The 16,793-nt window shown below is 70.3% G+C and carries 14 protein-coding genes; 8 read left to right on the top strand and 6 right to left on the bottom strand.

Translation table 11 applies throughout. From position 1 onward, the window contains the following. Window positions 1–131: 131 nt before the first annotated feature. The gene (locus ACGF2Y_RS16570; RefSeq protein WP_392947403.1) at window positions 132–2,363 is read right to left on the bottom strand and encodes a transglycosylase domain-containing protein; all 2,232 of its coding nucleotides are present in this window, start codon (window positions 2,361–2,363) and stop codon (window positions 132–134) included. A 239-nt stretch (window positions 2,364–2,602) separates the two neighbouring features. On the opposite strand from ACGF2Y_RS16570, the gene ACGF2Y_RS16575 reads away from it, so the two are divergent. From ACGF2Y_RS16575 to ACGF2Y_RS16595, 5 genes are all read left to right on the top strand, one after another. Beyond that, on the top strand, window positions 2,603–3,574 hold the full coding sequence (locus ACGF2Y_RS16575; RefSeq protein ID WP_392947406.1) for an SPFH domain-containing protein: 972 nt from the start codon (window positions 2,603–2,605) through the stop codon (window positions 3,572–3,574). Beyond that, on the top strand, window positions 3,571–3,858 hold the full coding sequence (locus ACGF2Y_RS16580) for a hypothetical protein (protein WP_392947409.1): 288 nt from the start codon (window positions 3,571–3,573) through the stop codon (window positions 3,856–3,858). Before ACGF2Y_RS16575 ends, ACGF2Y_RS16580 begins: the two co-directional genes overlap by 4 nt. Before the next feature lie 88 nt (window positions 3,859–3,946). Continuing rightward, the gene (locus tag ACGF2Y_RS16585; RefSeq protein WP_392947412.1) at window positions 3,947–4,471 is read left to right on the top strand and encodes a PadR family transcriptional regulator; all 525 of its coding nucleotides are present in this window, start codon (window positions 3,947–3,949) and stop codon (window positions 4,469–4,471) included. After that, window positions 4,468–5,154 (top strand): ABC transporter ATP-binding protein, encoded by a 687-nt coding sequence (locus tag ACGF2Y_RS16590; protein WP_392947415.1) that lies wholly within the window; start codon window positions 4,468–4,470, stop codon window positions 5,152–5,154. The genes ACGF2Y_RS16585 and ACGF2Y_RS16590 overlap by 4 nt, the downstream gene beginning before the upstream one ends. Beyond that, window positions 5,151–7,544: an FtsX-like permease family protein gene (locus ACGF2Y_RS16595; RefSeq protein WP_392947417.1), complete on the top strand. Its 2,394-nt coding sequence runs from the start codon at window positions 5,151–5,153 to the stop codon at window positions 7,542–7,544. Before ACGF2Y_RS16590 ends, ACGF2Y_RS16595 begins: the two co-directional genes overlap by 4 nt. Before the next feature lie 66 nt (window positions 7,545–7,610). On the opposite strand, the gene ACGF2Y_RS16600 is transcribed toward ACGF2Y_RS16595, so the two are convergent. Further along, entirely contained in the window at window positions 7,611–8,585 is a 975-nt protein-coding gene (locus ACGF2Y_RS16600) for a hydrogen peroxide-inducible genes activator (protein ID WP_392947420.1), read from the bottom strand. A gap of 132 nt (window positions 8,586–8,717) precedes the next feature. Here ACGF2Y_RS16600 and ACGF2Y_RS16605 point away from each other — a divergent pair, with 132 nt between their 5' ends. Then, window positions 8,718–9,272, top strand: a complete 555-nt coding sequence (locus ACGF2Y_RS16605; RefSeq protein ID WP_007452441.1) for a peroxiredoxin — start codon at window positions 8,718–8,720, stop codon at window positions 9,270–9,272. A gap of 12 nt (window positions 9,273–9,284) precedes the next feature. Then, the gene (locus ACGF2Y_RS16610; RefSeq protein ID WP_392947423.1) at window positions 9,285–9,818 is read left to right on the top strand and encodes an alkyl hydroperoxide reductase; all 534 of its coding nucleotides are present in this window, start codon (window positions 9,285–9,287) and stop codon (window positions 9,816–9,818) included. 110 nt (window positions 9,819–9,928) lie between these two features. On the opposite strand, the gene ACGF2Y_RS16615 is transcribed toward ACGF2Y_RS16610, so the two are convergent. From ACGF2Y_RS16615 to ACGF2Y_RS16630, 4 genes are all read right to left on the bottom strand, one after another. Further along, window positions 9,929–11,335 carry an AI-2E family transporter gene (locus ACGF2Y_RS16615; protein WP_392947426.1) on the bottom strand — a complete coding sequence of 469 codons (1,407 nt, stop codon included), beginning with the start codon at window positions 11,333–11,335 and terminating at the stop codon, window positions 9,929–9,931. Between the two features lie 176 nt (window positions 11,336–11,511). Further along, entirely contained in the window at window positions 11,512–12,225 is a 714-nt protein-coding gene (locus tag ACGF2Y_RS16620) for a transglycosylase SLT domain-containing protein (RefSeq protein WP_392947429.1), read from the bottom strand. 390 nt (window positions 12,226–12,615) lie between these two features. Then, a complete protein-coding gene (locus ACGF2Y_RS16625; protein WP_392947431.1) occupies window positions 12,616–13,938 on the bottom strand; it encodes a PhoH family protein in 1,323 nt (440 codons plus the stop codon). 395 nt (window positions 13,939–14,333) lie between these two features. Then, window positions 14,334–15,125, bottom strand: a complete 792-nt coding sequence (locus ACGF2Y_RS16630) for an isoprenyl transferase (RefSeq protein ID WP_392947761.1) — start codon at window positions 15,123–15,125, stop codon at window positions 14,334–14,336. 263 nt (window positions 15,126–15,388) lie between these two features. Here ACGF2Y_RS16630 and mgrA point away from each other — a divergent pair, with 263 nt between their 5' ends. Continuing rightward, window positions 15,389–16,438 (top strand): L-glyceraldehyde 3-phosphate reductase, encoded by a 1,050-nt coding sequence (gene mgrA, locus ACGF2Y_RS16635; RefSeq protein ID WP_392947433.1) that lies wholly within the window; start codon window positions 15,389–15,391, stop codon window positions 16,436–16,438. Window positions 16,439–16,793 lie beyond the last annotated feature (355 nt).

Here is a 16,793-nt window from a genome sequence, read left to right on the forward strand (position 1 = left end):
TGCGGACATGAGTGAGGGGCGGACCGTGCGGTCCGCCCCTCATTCATGCGCCCAAACGCTCAGGCGCTCAGACCCGCGTGAACTCAGGCGCTCAGACTCTCAGGCGCCCAGGCCCTCGTGCGCTCAGGCCCTCACTGTCCGAGCAGCCCGTTGGTGCCGGGCCGCTCGCCCGGCTGGCCGTCGTCCTCCCCGGGCAGCGGCGGCTCCGCCGGGCTCGTGGGGGGCTTGGGGGCGGGCGGGCTGCTGCTGGGCGGGGGCGGCGTCGTGGACGGGGGGGCGCTGGGCGTCTCGCTCGGCTCCTCGGAGGGCGGATCCGACGGGGTCGGGTCCTCGGACGGGGTCGGGTCCTCGGACGGCGTCCCGGAAGGCGTCGGCGGGGCGGGGACCTCGCCGCGCTCCACATCCTCCAGGTCGAACGTCTTGCTGGACCCGCCGCCGAGGGCGCCGAGGGTGTAGTCGGCCCAGATCCTGGCCGGGAAGCCGCCGCCGCTGGCGCGGCCGGAGTTGGCCGTACCGGTCAGGGAGACCTGCTTGCGGCCGCCGTCGCCCTCGCCGAAGAGGGCCACGACCGTGGTCAGCTCCGGGGTGTACCCGGCGAACCAGGCCGACTTGTTGTCCTCGGAGGTGCCGGTCTTGCCCGCCGCGTCGTAGGCGCCGGTGTTGGCCGCACCGCCGGACCCGGCGTCGACGACCCCGGTGAGCGCCTTGGTCACGGTGTCGGCCGAGGCGCGGCTGATGGCCTGTTCCCGCCTGGGCTCCTCGGGCTCGACCGTGCGGTCGCGGTGCTCGGCGGACTGGAGGATGTGCGGGGTGACCTTCTGGCCGTGGTTGTCGAGCGTGGCGTAGGCGCCGGCCATGTCCCAGGTCGAGGCGTTCATGGTGCCGAGCGAGACGGCGGGCCGCTCGGGGAAGTTCTTGTCCGGTACGCCGACGGCGAGCGCCGTCTGCTTCACGGCGGCGGGCGTCACATCGACGATCATCTGCGCGAAGACGGAGTTGACCGAGCTGTTCATCGCCTTCTGCACGGAGACCGGTCCGTAGCTGCGGTCGTCCTCGTTCTGCGGGTTGAACGGGGTGTCGCTGCCGACGACGGGCCGCCTGCTGGTGCCGTCGTACACCGTGTTGAGCCCGATCAGGCTGCCGTCCTGGGTCTTCGACTCGTTCTCCAGGGCGGAGGCGAGCACCAGCGGCTTGAAGGTGGAGGCGGGCTGGTAGTCCTGGCGGGTGGCGTTGCTGATGTAGTGCTTGATGTAGTCCTCGCCGCCGTACAGGGCGACGACCTTGCCGGTCTTCGGGTCGACGGAGGTGGCGCCCGCCTGGACCGTGGCGTCGATCTTGTTGCCCTCGCGGTCGAGCTTGGACTCCAGCTGGTCCTCCACCGACTTCTCCAGCGCCTTCTGGCGCTTCTTGTCGACGGTGAGGGTGAAGGTCCAGCCGCCGGCCTCGCGGTCCGCGGCGGAGACGCCCTGCTTCTCCAGCTCCTTGTTGGCCGCCTCGACGAGGTAGCCGGTCTGGCCCTCCATGCCCTGGGCGGGCTTGGGCTTCTGCGGGACGGGGAACTCCAGGCCGGCCCTCTCGGACTCGGTCAGCCACTTCATCTCGACCATGTTGCGCAGGGTGTAGGCCCAGCGCTCCTTGACCAGCTTCTTACCGGTGTCGGTGGCGGAGCTCCAGTCGTACTGACTGGGGGCCTGGAGGACGGAGGCGAGGTAGGCGCCCTGGGAGACGTCCAGGTCCTTGGCGTCGACGCCGTAGTACGCCTGGGCGGCGGCCTGGATGCCGCTGGCGCCGCGTCCGTAGTAGGCGGTGTTGATGTACCCGGCGAGGATCTCGTCCTTGGACTTCTGCTGGTCGATCTTGAGCGAGATGACCAGTTCCTTGAGCTTGCGGCTCACGGTGGGGTCCTGCGTCAGGTAGAAGTTCTTCACGTACTGCTGGGTGATGGTCGAGCCACCCTGCTTGCCCTTGCCGCTGAGGGTGTTGAACAGACCGCGGGTGGTGCCCTTGAGGTCGACGCCCTGGTCCTTGTAGAACGACTTGTTCTCGGCGGCGACGAAGGCGTGCTGCACCTTCTTCGGCACCTGGCCCAGGTCGACGATCTGCCGGTTGACGCCCTTGCCGGTCCGGGCGAGGACCGTGCCGTCGCTGTACTTGTAGACGTTGCTCTGCCGCTCCGCCATGGCGTTGGCGGCGGGGATGTCCACGTACGCATAGAGCGCGCCGAAGGCGCCCATGCCCAGCAGGATGATCCCGAAGAACGCGCCCAGCAGCTTCTTCCACGTGAAGAGTCTGCGTATGCCGCCGCTCTTCGGGGCCCGGCGCGACTCCCGCGCCTGGGCTCGTCGCGCATCCGCTCGACCCATTGGTGTGTTGCTCCCGCTTCTCTGCTCGACCGGCTCGCTCGGTTTCCTCAGTTCGCTCAGACCTGCCAGCTAACACCGCCGACAGGGACAAAAGGCAAGCGATCCGGTCTTTTACGGACGTGAGAATCAGCACCTGTTCCCTAGGAACCGACTCCCCACGGGCCGACAAGGTTGCGAAAGCCGTTAATGTGTAATCACATTGATAGCGCGGTACGAGACCGCGCCGAACGGGGGATCCCATGACCGGACAGCACGACGACCACCGCTCGGCCACCACGGCGGCCGAGCTCGGCATCGACGCGCCCGACCTGCCCGAACCGCAGGTCAGGGAGGTCACCGCGCACTCCATACCGGGCGGCCTCGGGCTGCTGCTGACGGTGCTCGGGGTGTTCGCGGGGGCCGGCCTCGCCATCGTCGGCGGGGTGATCGGGGCGGGCGGCAACAACGCGGTCGGCATCCCGCTCTTCATCGTCGGGGTGCTCCTCGTGATCACCTCGTTCTTCTGCATGAGCGGTGTGAAGATGGTCGCTCCGGGCGAGGCCCGGGTGATCCAGCTCTTCGGCCGGTACGTCGGCACCATCCGCGCCGACGGACTGCGCTGGATCAACCCGCTGACCTCCAGCCGCAAGATCTCCACCCGCGTCCGCAACCACGAGACCGCCGTCCTGAAGGTCAACGACGCCTACGGCAATCCGATCGAGCTGGCCTCGATCGTCGTCTGGAAGGTCGAGGACACCGCCCAGGCGCTCTTCGAGGTCGACGACTTCCTGGAGTTCGTCGCCACGCAGACCGAGGCGGCCGTGCGGCACATCGCCATCGAGTACCCGTACGACGCCCACGAGGAGGGCGGCCTCTCGCTGCGCGGCAACGCGGAGGAGATCACCGAGAAGCTGGCCGTCGAGCTGACCGCCCGGGTGAAGGCCGCGGGCGTCCTGATCATCGAGTCGCGCTTCAGCCACCTCGCGTACGCCCCCGAGATCGCCTCCGCCATGCTCCAGCGCCAGCAGGCCGGCGCGGTCGTCGCGGCCCGCCAGCAGATCGTCGAGGGTGCGGTGGGCATGGTCGAGATGGCCCTGACCCGGATCGCCGAGCAGGACATCGTGGAGCTGGACTCCGAGCGGAAGGCGGCCATGGTCAGCAATCTGATGGTGGTGCTGTGCGGCGACCGCGCGGCCCAGCCGGTCCTCAACACGGGCTCCCTCTACCAGTGACCGGGCCGACGCCTCCCCGGCGGACGCAGGCGTCCCGGTCGCAGCAGCGCAAGCAGATGCTGCTGCGGCTGGACCCCGCGGTGCACGACGCACTCGCCCGCTGGGCCTCCGACGAGCTGCGCAGCGCCAACGCGCAGATCGAGTTCCTGCTGCGGCGGGCGCTCGCGGAGGCGGGCCGGCTGCCGGGGGCGGCGCGGCCGATCGCCCGCCGGGGGCGGCCCCCCAAACAGCCGCCGGAGCAGCCGGAACCTCCACCTGGACCCGACGCCCGGGACACTCCGTAGTACCCCGGCCCCGGCCCTCTCCATGGGCCGGGGTCGCTTTTCGGACGCGTATACACAGCAGGTATACACACCATGTACAGTGCTCCTCATGTCTATCGGTCACACCCTCCTCGGGCTCTTGGAGTCCGGCCCCCGCCACGGTTACGACCTGAAGCGGACCTTCGACGAGAAGTTCGGCCAGGACCGCCCGCTGCACTACGGCCAGGTCTATTCGACGATGTCCCGGCTCCTGAAGAACGGACTCGTGGAGGTCGACGGCGTCGAGAGCGAAGGGGGGCCCGAGCGCAAGCGGTACGCCATCACCGACGCCGGGATCACCGATGTCTCGCGGTGGCTGGCGCAGCCCGAGAAGCCGGAGCCCTACCTCCAGTCGACGCTCTACACCAAGGTCGTCCTCGCGCTCCTGACCGATCGCAGCGCGGCCGATCTGCTGGACTCCCAGCGCTCGGCGCATCTGCGGCTGATGCGTATCCTCACCGACCGCAAGCGCCAGGGCGACCTCGCCGACCAGTTGATCTGCGACCACGCCCTGTTCCATCTGGAAGCCGACCTGCGCTGGCTGGAACTGACCGCTGCCCGACTCGACCAGCTCGCCAAGGTGGTAGCCGCGTGATCCCCGAAGGCTCCTTGCTCGCCGCGCACGATCTGCGCAAGACCTACGGCTCGACGCCCGCCCTGGACGGCGCTTCGTTCTCCGTGCACCCCGGCGAGGTCGTCGCCGTGATGGGCCCTTCCGGCTCCGGCAAGTCGACCCTGCTGCACTGCCTGGCCGGGATCATCACGCCCGACTCCGGCACCATCACCTACGCGGGCCGCGAGCTGTCCGCGATGTCCGACGCCGAGCGCAGCGCCCTGCGGCGCAGCGACTTCGGCTTCGTCTTCCAGTTCGGCCAGCTCGTCCCGGAGCTGACCTGTGTGGAGAACGTCGCCCTGCCGCTGCGGCTGAACGGGGTCAGGCGCAAGGCCGCCGAGCGCACCGCCCTGGAGTGGATGGAGCGTCTGGAGGTCGACGACCTCGGGGCCAAGCGTCCCGGCGAGGTCTCCGGCGGACAGGGTCAGCGGGTCGCCGTGGCCCGTGCGCTGGCGGCGTCGCCGAAGGTGATCTTCGCGGACGAGCCGACCGGCGCGCTGGACTCCCTCAACGGCGAGCGGGTGATGGAGCTGCTCACCGAGGCCGCCCGCTCCGCCAACGTCGCCGTGGTCCTGGTGACCCACGAGGCCCGGGTCGCCGCCTATTCCGACCGTGACGTCACCGTGCGCGACGGCCGGGCCCGCGATCTGGAGCACTCCGCATGACCCTGCTCGACGAGAAGCGCGCCGTGGCACCACCGCGTCCGACACCGCCCTCCTGGGGCGCGGTGACCCTCCGCGATCTCGGCCTCGGCATCCGGTTCGCCGCCGCCGGGGGCCGCGAGGGCTGGATCCGTACGCTGCTGACCGCCGTCGGCGTCGGCCTCGGCGTCGCCCTCCTGCTGCTCGCCTCCTCCGTACCGCATCTGCTCGACGAGCGGAACGCCCGCGAGCAGGCCCGCAGCGAGACGCGGATCTCCGGTTCGCCGGACGCGAACGCCGTGAAGTCGGACAGCTCGGTGCTGCGGATCAACGCGACCACCGAGTACCACGACCGGACCGTCGCGGGATATCTGATGCGCCCGGACGGTACGAAGCCCGTCCTGCCGCCGGGGGTCGGACGCTTCCCCGGCGCGGACGAGATGGTCGTCTCCCCCGCGCTCGATGAGCTGCTCGCCGCCCCGGGCAACGAACTGCTGCGCGAGCGGCTGCCGTACGAGATCACCGACACGATCGGCGACGCCGGGCTGCGCTCCCCCGGCGAACTCCTCTACTACGCGGGCAGCGACACCCTGACGCCCGCCTCGGGCGGCCACCGGATCGCCGGGTACGGGGACGAGCGCGGGGGCGACCCCCTCCCGCCGCTGCTGACCGTGCTCGTCGTGATGGTCTGCGTCGTGCTGCTGCTGCCGGTCGCGATCTTCATCGCCACGGCCGTGCGCTTCGGCGGCGACCGCCGGGACCGCCGGCTGGCCGCGCTGCGGCTGGTCGGCGCGGACATCGGGACGACCCGGCGGATCGCCGCCGGGGAGGCACTGTTCGGCGCGGTCCTCGGGCTGCTCCTCGGTCTGGCCTTCTTCCTCGGGGGGAGGCAGTTCGTCGGTGCGGTGGAGATCTGGGACGTCAGCGCGTTCCCGGCGGACCTGGTGCCCGATCCGATGCTCGCTCTACTGATCACTGTCGCGGTACCGCTGACCGCCGTCCTGGTCACCCTGGTGGCGATGCGGTCCGTGGTGATCGAGCCGCTCGGCGTCGTACGCCGGGGGCGCGAGCGGGGGCGCCGGCTCTGGTGGCGGCTGCTGATGCCGCTCGCGGGCCTGGCGGTGTTCGGATTCACCGGCAGGATCAGTGCGTACGAGTACGCGCCCATGAAGCCGTTCGGGATCGCGGCCGGTGCCGTGCTGGTGCTGGTCGGACTCGCGCTGCTGCTGCCCTGGCTGGTCGAGGCCTGTGTGAACCGGCTGCGCGGCGGCCCGGTGCCCTGGCAGCTCGCCACCCGCAGGCTCCAGCTGGGCAGCGGGGCCGCGTCCCGCGCGGTCAGCGGGGTCACGGTGGCGGTGGCGGGCGCGATCGCACTGCAGATGATGTTCGCCGCGATGAACGCCGACTTCAACCGGATGACCGGCCAGGACCCCACGCGGGCCCAGTTCGCCGGGTATTCCAAGGACGTCACCGGTGAGGCTGCCACCTCGGCCATCGAGCAGTTCCGCGCCACCAAGGGCGTGGAGGTGGTCATCGGATCGGTGGAGGCCTACGCGTCCAGGCCCGGCGAGTACGCCGACGAGGACGTGCAGCCCACCACCTCGCTGACCGTCGGCACCTGCGCGACCCTGCGCGAGCTGGCCCGGATCGGCGCCTGCGAGGACGGCGACACGTTCGTCGTCCACCCGCCGGGCGGCAAGGACATGACCGACTGGGTCGACGCGACCGCCCGCAAGGGCGAGGTGGTCGAGATCGGCTCCGGGAGCAGGCCGATGCGGTGGACGCTGCCAGCGGACTCCACGACCGTGCAGGGCCGCGAGGACCCGATGGGCGAGGTCCACTACGGGATCATGGCCACCACCGGCGCGGTCGACGCGGGCAAGCTGCCCGGCGCGACGATCAGCGTCCAGATCCGGGTCGACCGGAGCCTGCCGGACGTCGCCGAGTACGTGCGCAACACGGCGGCGAGGGTCGACCCCGGGATGCGCTTCGTCACGCTCGACTCGGTGGAGCGCGACCGGCAGTACGCCAGCATCCAGACCGGGCTCCAGGTGGGGGCCTCCGCGGTGCTGCTGCTGATCGCCGCGTCGATGCTGGTCTCCCAGCTGGAGCAGCTGCGGGAGCGCAGGCGGCTGCTGTCGGTGCTGGTCGCCTTCGGCACCCGGCGCTCCACGCTCAGCTGGTCGGTGCTGTGGCAGACCGCCGTGCCGGTGGTGCTCGGTCTGGCGGTGGCGGTCGCGGGCGGCCTGGGGCTCGGCGGGGCGCTCACCTGGCTGATCGAGAAGCAGGTCGCCGACTGGTGGCTGTTCTGGCCGATGACGGGGGTCGGGGGCGCGCTGATCGTGCTGGTGACCCTGCTGTCGCTGCCGCCGCTGTGGCGCATGATGCGCCCGGACGGACTGCGCACCGAGTGACACCCGCCTGATCCGCGTACGGCCGGGGCTCCTGGAAACCGGGGGCCCCGGCCGTACCTCGCGTTCTCAGGCGCCCTCCGCCGCCGGCCGCACCGGCAGGGGTTTCATCGCCTCGCGCAGGGCGGCGGCGAACTCCTCGAACTCGCCGCCCCGCGCCGACCCGGTCCGCATCGCCAGCGCCACCCGCCGGGCGGGCGCCGGGTCCGCGAAATACCCGGTGGTCAGCGCCTCGTTGCGGCCGGTCTCCACCGTCACCGCGGTCCGGGGCAGCAGCGTCACCCCGAGCCCGCCGGCGACCAGCTGGACCAGGGTGGAGAGCCCGGCGGCGGTCGTGGTCACCGGCGCGCCCTCGGTGCGGCCCGCCTCGCGGCAGATGTCCAGGGCCTGGTCGCGCAGGCAGTGCCCCTCGTCCAGGAGCAGCAGCGGCAGTTCGCGCAGCGCCTCGCGGGGGATGTCCGAGCGGCCGCCGAGCCAGTGGTCCTGCTCCATGACCAGCACGAAGTCCTCGTCGAAGAGCGGGATCTCGGTGACGCCCGGCACCCCGAGCGGCACGGCGAGCAGCAGCAGGTCGAGCCGGCCGGCGGCGAGGCCCTCCAGCAGTGAGGAGGTCTGCTCCTCGTGGACCTGGAGGTCGAGGTCCACGTAACGCTCATGGACCAGCCGGAGCACGGTGGGCAGCAGATACGGGGCGACGGTCGGGATCACGCCGAGCCGGAGGACTCCGGTGAACGGGGCCCGGACCGCCTCCGCCTCCTCCATCAGCGCGGCGACGGCCTCCAGCACCGCCCCGGCCCGCACCGCGAGCCGCTCCCCCGCGGGTGAGAGCAGCACCTTGCGCGTCGTACGCTCGATGAGCTGGACACCCAGTGCCTCCTCCAGGGTGGACACCGCTCCGGAGAGTGCGGGCTGACTCATCCCGATTGCTGCCGCCGCGTCCCTGAAGTGCAGATGCTCCGCCACGGCCGTGAAGGCGCGCAGCTGCGACAGGCTCGGCTGTTTGGTGTGCGACTTGGGGCGTATGCCCTGGTTTCCCTGGCCCACTGATAGGCACCTCCGATCATATCGACCGAGTGTAGCTATTTCCGCGATCAATGCACTCTGTGCCAAGGTGGAGCTCGTCCAACCCTCAGGAACTCCCTCAAAAGGGAATTCCAGACGTTGCAAGGAGAGCGCGTGCTCACTGTCGGTGACAAGTTCCCCGAGTTCGACCTGACTGCTTGTGTCTCGCTGGAGAGCGGCAAGGAGTTCGAGCAGATCAACCACAAGACCTACGAGGGCAAGTGGAAGATCGTCTTCGCGTGGCCGAAGGACTTCACCTTCGTGTGCCCCACCGAGATCGCCGCCTTCGGCAAGCTGAACGAGGAGTTCGCCGACCGGGACGCCCAGGTCCTCGGCTTCTCCGGTGACTCCGAGTTCGTGCACCACGCCTGGCGCAAGGACCACCCGGACCTGACCGACCTGCCCTTCCCGATGCTGGCCGACTCGAAGCACGAGCTCATGCGTGACCTCGGCATCGAGGGCGAGGACGGCTTCGCCCAGCGCGCCGTCTTCATCGTCGACCAGAACAACGAGATCCAGTTCACGATGGTGACCGCCGGTTCCGTGGGCCGTAACCCCAAGGAGGTCCTGCGGGTGCTCGACGCCCTGCAGACCGACGAGCTGTGCCCGTGCAACTGGACCAAGGGCGAGAACACCCTCGACCCGGTCGCGCTGCTCTCGGGCGAGTGAGCTGATACCGACATGGCTCTCGACGAACTGAAGTCCGCCCTCCCGGACTTCGCCAAGGACCTGAAGCTGAACCTCGGCTCGGTCATCGGCAACAGCGACCTCCCGCAGCAGCAGCTGTGGGGCACCGTGCTGGCCTGCGCGATCGCCTCGCGTTCGCCGAAGGTGCTGCGCGAGCTGGAGCCCGAGGCGAAGGCCAACCTCTCCGCCGAGGCGTACACCGCGGCGAAGTCCGCGGCCGCCGTCATGGCGATGAACAACGTCTTCTACCGGACCCGGCACCTGCTGTCGGACCCGGAGTACGGCACGCTCCGCGCGGGCCTGCGGATGAACGTCATCGGCAACCCGGGCGTGGAGAAGGTCGACTTCGAGCTGTGGTCGCTGGCCGTCTCCGCGATCAACGGCTGCGGCCAGTGCCTGGACTCCCACGAGCAGGTGCTGCGCAAGGCCGGCGTGGACCGTGAGACCATTCAGGAAGCCGTCAAGGTCGCTTCGGTGATCCAGGCGGTCGGTGTGACCCTCGACGCCGAGGCCGTACTCGCCGAGTAGTGACACCGCACCACCCCTGATACGAGAAGAGCCCCGAGGACGACCGACCGTCCCCGGGGCTCTTCTTTTCGTTCCGTACGGTTTCCCGTGTCGTTTCCCGTGCCGCTCCGCTACTCCTGCGGCGGCGGCCCGTTCTCCTGCGCGCGCTCGCCCGGGGAGTCCTGCGGACTCGGGCTCGTCGGCGCCGGCGTCTGCGCCTGCGCCTGCGTCGGGGCCATCGACAGAGCGGTGGCCCCGTGGTGCCCGCCGCTCCCGCCCGGGGGCCCCGGCTCCCCGTACGAGCGCAGATAGCCGACCACCGTGTTGATCACGGCGACCAGCGGTACGGCGACCACCGCGCCGCCGATGCCCGCGACCAGTCCGCCGGTCGCGACCGAGAGGACCACCGCGAGCGGATGGACCCGGACCGCGCGGCCGAGGATGAACGGCTGCAGGATGTGGCCCTCGATCTGCTGCACCGCCAGGACCACCACCAGCGCCCACAGCGCGGTCCACACCCCCTCGGTGACCAGCGCGACGACCACCGCGAGCGCCCCGGAGACCACGGCGCCGACGAGCGGGATGAAGGCGAACAGGAAGATGAAGACGGCCAGCGGCACGGCGAGCGGAACGTTGAGGACGTAGAGCCCGAAACCGATGAAGATGGCGTCGATCAGCGCGACGAGCACCGTACCGCGCACATACGCGGTGAGGGTGCGCCAGGCGCGCGGTCCGGCGCCGGCGACCCCGGGGCGGGCCGCGGCGGGCACCAGCTTGAGCGACCACTCCCAGATGCGCCGGCCGTCGTAGAGCAGGAACAGCGTCGAGAACATCGCCAGCAGCAGCCCGGTGAGGAACTCCACCATCACGGTGACGCCCTGGAGCCCGGCGGAGGTGATCTCCTCGGTATTGGTGCCGATGGTGTCGTTGAGGTTCTGGGCGATGTCGTTGATCTGCGACTCGGTGACATGGAAGGGGCTGTCGAGCAGCCAGCGCTTCAGCTCGTCGATGCCGTCGCGGACCCGGTCGGAGAGCGTGTCGAGGTTCTCCAGCACCTGCCACACCACGAACCAGCCGACCAGGCCGATGATGACGAACCCGAGTACGGCGGTCACGGCGGTGGCGAGCCCGTGGGGCAGCCCGAACCGCTTGAGCCGGAGGACGGTCGGCTGGAGCATCGCGGTGACGAGCAGCGCGGCGGCGAAGGCCAGCACCACGAGCTGGACCGCGCTGATCACCCGCATCAGCACCCAGAGCGTCCCCGCGAGGACGAGGAGCCGCCAGCCGGCCTCGGCGGCGACCCGCATCCCCCACGGGAGCGCCGCCACCGGATCCGGCCTCGCGGCGACCGAGGGGGCGTACGAGGGCGGCGCGGGCACCTGCCCGGGGTCGTCGCCCGCCTCGGGGACGGCAAGGGTCCCTCGTGGTGCGGGGGACTCGGCGTCGGCGGCGGCGCGCGCCCGCCGCTCGTCCAGGCGCGCCCCCAGCTCCGTCAGTTCGGACCCGAAGCGGCCCAGCCAGCCCGGCAGTTTCGGCATGCTTGCTTTCCTTCCCCCATCATCGCCACCCGGCGGCCTCGGCCCGTCCGGGCCCCCCGCGACGCACCGGGGTTCGCCGGGATGCGACCGTACACGCGCGAGGCCCCCCACCGTCTGGACGGTGAGGGGCCTCGCGAGGTTGAGAGGGCGGGTCCGTGGACTTCGCCCCGCTCCCTCTAATACCAGTTGTTGGCCTGCCAGAAGGACCAGGCGCCGCACGGGCTGCCGTAACGGCCGTCCATGTAGCTGAGGCCCCACTTGATCTGGGTGGCCGGGTTGGTCTGCCAGTCGGCGCCGGCGGACGACATCTTGTGGCCCGGCAGGGCCTGCATCAGACCGTACGCCCCGGAGGACGGGTTGGTCGCGCGGTAGTTCCAGGTCGACTCGTGGTTCACGATGTTGCTGAAGCACTGGAACTGGTCCGCGGGGACCATCTGACGGGCCATCGCCTTGACGTCGGCCACGCTGTAGGAGCCCTGCGCGGAGAACGAGGAGGCGTCGCGGACCGAAGAACGGCTGGCGCGCTCGGCGGCTTCCTTCTTCGCCTGCTCCGCCTTGCGCTCGGCCTCGACCCGGTCCTCGGCCGCCTGCTTCTTGGACTTGGCGTCCTTGGCGGCCTGAAGGCGAGCCGATTCCTCGGCCGACTTCTTCGCGGCGGCGTCGGCCGCGGATGCCTGGGCATCGGCCTGCTGCGTCAGCGAAGCGGTCTGGACCTGGGCCTGCTGGCCCGCGGGGATGTCTGCGAGCAGCGTGGTGTCGGCTGCGGCCGCCTCGAAGTTGTTGTCGTCGGCGGCAGGTGTGCCGCCCGCAGCAACGCCTACGACGGCGCCTACGGTGGTGACCGCGGTGGCAGATGCCACGGCGAACCCCCGGACCGAAATCCGGCTCACATGATGTCCTTCCAGCGTCGCCCGCTCAGGTGACCTCGCGGACGCAATCGCGCCCCTGGCACTGGCCTCCCTTACTACGTGGGTCACGGGAGGCACGGGCCCGTTGGGCAACCCCTGCGAGGAGGCTGCCGCGTGGTGCTCGCGGGCGGCATACGGGCGTCTTGTGTTGAGTTGTGTGGTGCGTGGCGCCTCTGGAGGTGCCCAAGTGCCGTATGCGGGGCCTGACGGAAGCAAGACTCTGCCGGACGGGGACACCGGGAGGCAATTCTGTGTTGCGTGGGAAAGGTCACACCCCGTTTGGGCGATCGTTTTTCCGGAAATGACGGCGCAGCACGATGCCGCCCGGCTAAGCTCTTTGGCTCGCCGGACGGCATCAAAGGGACATGCGTGTCAGATGTGGCCTTCCTCCAGCATTTCGGTCACCAGCGCGGCGATCTGTGAACGCTCGGAACGTGTGAGCGTGACGTGCGCGAACAGCGGATGGCCCTTCAGTTTCTCGACGACGGCGACGACTCCGTCGTACCGGCCGACCCGGAGGTTGTCCCGCTGGGCCACGTCGTGGGTGAGCACGACACGCGAATTCGCCCCGATCCGGGACAACACGGTCAGCAGGACGTTCCGTTCGAGCGACTGCGCCTCGTCGACGATCACGAAGGCGTCGTGCAGCGAGCGGCCGCGGATGTGGGTGAGCGGCAGGACCTCCAGCATCCCGCGCCCGAGCACCTCCTCGATGACCTCGCGCCCGGCGACCGCCGAGAGCGTGTCGAAGACCGCCTGCGCCCAGGGGCTCATCTTCTCGGACTCGCTGCCGGGGAGATAGCCGAGCTCCTGCCCGCCCACCGCGTACAGCGGGCGGAAGACCATCACCTTCTTGTGCTGCCGGCGCTCCAGCACCGCTTCCAGCCCCGCGCAGAGGGCCAGCGCCGACTTGCCGGTGCCCGCGCGTCCGCCCAGCGACACGATGCCGACGTCGGCGTCCAGGAGGAGGTCGAGGGCGATCCGCTGCTCGGCGCTGCGCCCGTGGATGCCGAAGGCCTCCCGGTCACCCCGCACGAGCCGCACATTGCCCTCGGCCGTCACCCGGCCGAGCGCCTTGCCGCGCTCGGACTGGAGGACCAGTCCGGTGTGCACGGGCAGTTCGGCGGCCTCGGGGACGTACAGCGTCTCCTCGCCGAACAGCAGGTCGATCTGTTCCCCGGCGAGGGACAGTTCGCTCATGCCGGTCCAGCCGGAGTCCGTGATGGCGAGCTCCGCGCGGTACTCCTCGGCGAGGAGGCCCACGGAGGACGCCTTGATCCGGAGGGGCAGGTCCTTGGAGACGACCGTGACGTCGTACCCCTCGGCCTGGAGGTTGCGTGCCACCGCGAGAATCCGTGAGTCGTTGTCCCCCAACCGGTAGCCGGCGGGCAGGACGCCGGGATCGGAGTGGTTGAGCTCGACCCGGAGCGTCCCGCCCAGATCCCCGAGGGGGATCGGGGCGTCCAGCCGGCCGTACCGGACCCGGAAGTCGTCCAGCAGGCGCAGGGCCTGCCGGGCGAAGTACCCGAGCTCGGGATGGTGCCGTTTGGCCTCCAGTTCCGTGACCACCACGATCGGCAGCACGACTTCGTGCTCGTCGAAGCGGGCCATGGCGCCTGGGTCGGCCAGCAGGACGCTGGTGTCGAGAACGTAGGTGCGCCTGTCGGGCATGCGGCGCTTAGTGCTGGTCACCACGGAAGGACGTACCCCCTCGGACGAGGTCGGGGAGTGCGACGGACGGTCGCGGAGCTTCCCGAAGGGAGAGGACGGACCGGGATCGGGCCCCACTGCGCGGGCCGGACCACGGCCTCCGCGTCGGCCGCACGCTGCGTACGGTCCTTCGTGTGCAAAGGGCCTCCCGGGCGAGCGGGCTGGGTGCCGCTCACTTGGATGCGACATCCGCCTGGTTGGTGACCGGACGTCGACCTGACAGGGGTATTCCCTTTATCCCGCGAAGCCATGCCGCCGCATATGACACGGTGTGGAGAAGTCCCGGTGGACGCGCGGTGACCCGCTCGCATACGCGATGGCTCCCCCACGTACAAGGGGAGCCATCGGGCAAGGCGGGCGGCAGAGGGGGCAGGGGGCGTTCAGGCCCCGTAGCGGCGGTGGCGGGCGGCGTAGTCGCGCAGCGCCCGGAGGAAGTCGACCTTGCGGAAGGCCGGCCAGAAGACCTCGCAGAAGTAGTACTCGGAGTGGGCGCTCTGCCAGAGCATGAAGCCCGAGAGACGCTGCTCGCCGCTCGTCCGGATCACCAGGTCGGGATCGGGCTGACCCCGGGTGTAGAGATGCTCGGAGATCAGGTCGGTGGAGACGACCTCGGCGAGCTCCTCGAAGCTCGTGCCCTTCGCCGAGTGCTCCAGGAGCAGCGAGCGCACCGCGTCCGCGATCTCCTGGCGGCCGCCGTAGCCGACCGCGACATTGACGATTATTCCTCCCCCAGGCCCTGCGGCCTGGGAGGTGCCCCCTATTCCGGACGTCGACTCCTCGGCCTCCTTGAGCACCGTCTGCGTCTCCGGCGGAAGCAGGTCGAGCGTGCCGACGTGATGGACGCGCCAGCGCCCGTCCGAGGCGAGGTTGCGCACGGTGTTCTCGATGATGCCGAGCAGCGGCCTGAGCTCGTGCTCGGGCCGGTCGAAGTTGTCCGTGGACAGCATCCAGAGGGTGACGACCTCGACATCGGTCTCACTGCACCAGCCGAGCAGCTCGGAGATCTTGTCCGCACCGGCCTGGTGGCCCTGCACGGCCGATCCGCCGGACGCCTTGGCCCACCGCCGGTTGCCGTCGAGGATGACCCCGATGTGCTTCGGCACCTGGTCGTGGTCCAGGCGGCCTTCCACCCGGCGCGCGTAGAGCCTGTACACCAGGTCGCGGAAGTTCACTGCGTTCACCCTCTCGGTTCCGTACGGGCCCGGGGCCCGCCCTCCCCGTCGCCGGGGGTCCGGGGGCCGTCCCCCGCAGGGGATCTCCGCACGGCCTGCGCCGCCCGCACGATCCCTCCGCGGTCCGCGCCCCTACCACTGGCACGGGCCACGCGGGCCTTCGCCGCGCCGCACATCGGCGTTCCCCGAAGCCGCCACATTACTGCGACCGGGTCACGGGGGCCCAACCCGGCCTGTCACAACTCCGTGATAAGGAATGAAACGTGACTGATTACCTCTCCCCCGGCCTTCACTACCGCGCCGCCGGCTCGCGCTACGACTCCATGGAGTACCGCAGGACCGGACGCAGCGGCCTCAAGCTCCCCGCCCTCTCGCTGGGCCTGTGGCACAACTTCGGCGACGACCGGGCCCTGGACTCCCAGCGGGCGATCCTGCGCCGCGCCTTCGATCTCGGGGTCACCCACTTCGACCTGGCCAACAATTACGGCCCGCCGCCGGGTTCCGCCGAGCTGAACTTCGGCAAGCTCTTCGCCCAGGATTTCGCCCCATACCATGATGAACTGGTCATTTCCACCAAGGCCGGTTATCTGATGCACCCCGGCCCGTACGGCGAGTGGGGCTCGCGGAAGTACCTGCTGTCCTCGCTCGACGCCTCCCTGAAGCGGATGGGCCTCGATCACGTCGACGTCTTCTACTCGCACCGCTTCGACCCGCACACCCCGCTGGAGGAGACGATGGGCGCCCTGGCGTCCGCCGTTCAGCAGGGCAAGGCGCTGTACGTGGGCGTCTCCTCGTACAACGCCGAGCAGACCGCCGAGGCGGCCGGACTGCTCAGGGAGATGGGTGTGCCGGCGCTGATCCACCAGCCGTCCTACTCCATGATCAACCGCTGGATCGAGGACGACGGGCTGCTCGACACCCTGGAGGCGGCCGGGATGGGCTGCATCTCCTTCGTGCCGCTCGCCCAGGGCCTGCTCACGAACAAGTATCTGAAGGGCATCCCGGAGGGCTCGCGCGCCACCCAGGGCAAGTCCCTCGATCCGGAACTGCTCTCCGACGAGGTGCTCCGCCGGCTCAACGGGCTCAACGACATCGCGCGGGGCCGCGGCCAGTCGCTCGCCCAGCTCGCCATCGCGTGGGTGCTGCGCGACAGCCGGATGACCTCGGCGCTGATCGGCGCGTCGAGCGTGCGGCAGCTGGAGGAGAACGTGGCGGCCCTCGCGGGTCCGGCGCTGACCGCCGAGGAGCTGAAGGAGATCGACGCCTTCGCCGTGGACACGGCGGGCACGAACATCTGGGCCGGTCGCGGCTGACGTCGGCTCAACGGGACTTCCGCACAAGGAAGAACGGAGGCGGCCGGGGCCCGGAGACCGGCGCCCGCCCCGGCCCACAAAAAACGGGCCGGTCCGTGGGGGGGGATACGGACCGGCCCGAGGGGGGGTTTCCACCATAACCCTTCGTAAGTGCCGACGCGCGCCACGCCACTCCACTATTACTCTCCGAATTCGCCGAACTCCGTTCCGGGCAGGACGCACCCCCGTAGCGCCCCCGGTATCGCCGCCGCATCGGCCCCGTACCGCCCTCGCATCGGTCCGCATATCGGCCCCCGTATCGAGGGGTCGCCGTACGGCGTCGGCTTGACGCCGCCGGGGAACGGCACGAGGACAG

It is taken from the genome of Streptomyces sp. NPDC048142 (assembly GCF_043202835.1).
Classification (GTDB): domain Bacteria; phylum Actinomycetota; class Actinomycetes; order Streptomycetales; family Streptomycetaceae; genus Streptomyces.

Coding starts and splice junctions, on each gene's coding strand:
- ACGF2Y_RS16570 (WP_392947403.1), bottom strand. CDS start 2,363: ATGGGTCGAGCGGATGCGCGACGAGCCCAGGCGCGGGAGTCGCGCCGG.
- ACGF2Y_RS16575 (WP_392947406.1), top strand. CDS start 2,603: ATGACCGGACAGCACGACGACCACCGCTCGGCCACCACGGCGGCCGAG.
- ACGF2Y_RS16585 (WP_392947412.1), top strand. CDS start 3,947: ATGTCTATCGGTCACACCCTCCTCGGGCTCTTGGAGTCCGGCCCCCGC.
- ACGF2Y_RS16595 (WP_392947417.1), top strand. CDS start 5,151: ATGACCCTGCTCGACGAGAAGCGCGCCGTGGCACCACCGCGTCCGACA.
- ACGF2Y_RS16610 (WP_392947423.1), top strand. CDS start 9,285: ATGGCTCTCGACGAACTGAAGTCCGCCCTCCCGGACTTCGCCAAGGAC.
- ACGF2Y_RS16615 (WP_392947426.1), bottom strand. CDS start 11,335: ATGCCGAAACTGCCGGGCTGGCTGGGCCGCTTCGGGTCCGAACTGACG.